1 pseudogene is annotated in these 269 nt (G+C 72.1%); it reads right to left on the reverse strand.

Annotated elements, in window-relative coordinates:
• Nucleotides 1-269, reverse strand: a pseudogene (locus tag ACQG3P_RS19860) (peptidylprolyl isomerase); the annotation flags it as partial.

Here is a 269-nt window from a genome sequence, read left to right on the forward strand (position 1 = left end):
CGACTGGGCGGTGACCACATCCAGCTCGGCGCCGAAGCTGCTGTCTTCGTCGTCGTTGCGGCCGGCACCCAGCGCGCCGTAGCAGTGCGCCAGCCAGGTCTTGCCGTCCTGCCGGTCCTGGCCCACCGCGCAGCCGTCGACGAAGCCGGTCTGGTCGGCCCAGCCGTCGCGATCGGGCAGCACGCTGACCTTCAACCCTATGCGGTCGCGCTGGAACTCCGCCGGCAGCTTGCGCTTGGCCGAGCCCAGCGGCTGGGCAGTGGCCGCGT

It is taken from the genome of Stenotrophomonas sp. SrG, from assembly GCF_050031795.1.
GTDB lineage: Bacteria > Pseudomonadota > Gammaproteobacteria > Xanthomonadales > Xanthomonadaceae > Stenotrophomonas > Stenotrophomonas rhizophila_A.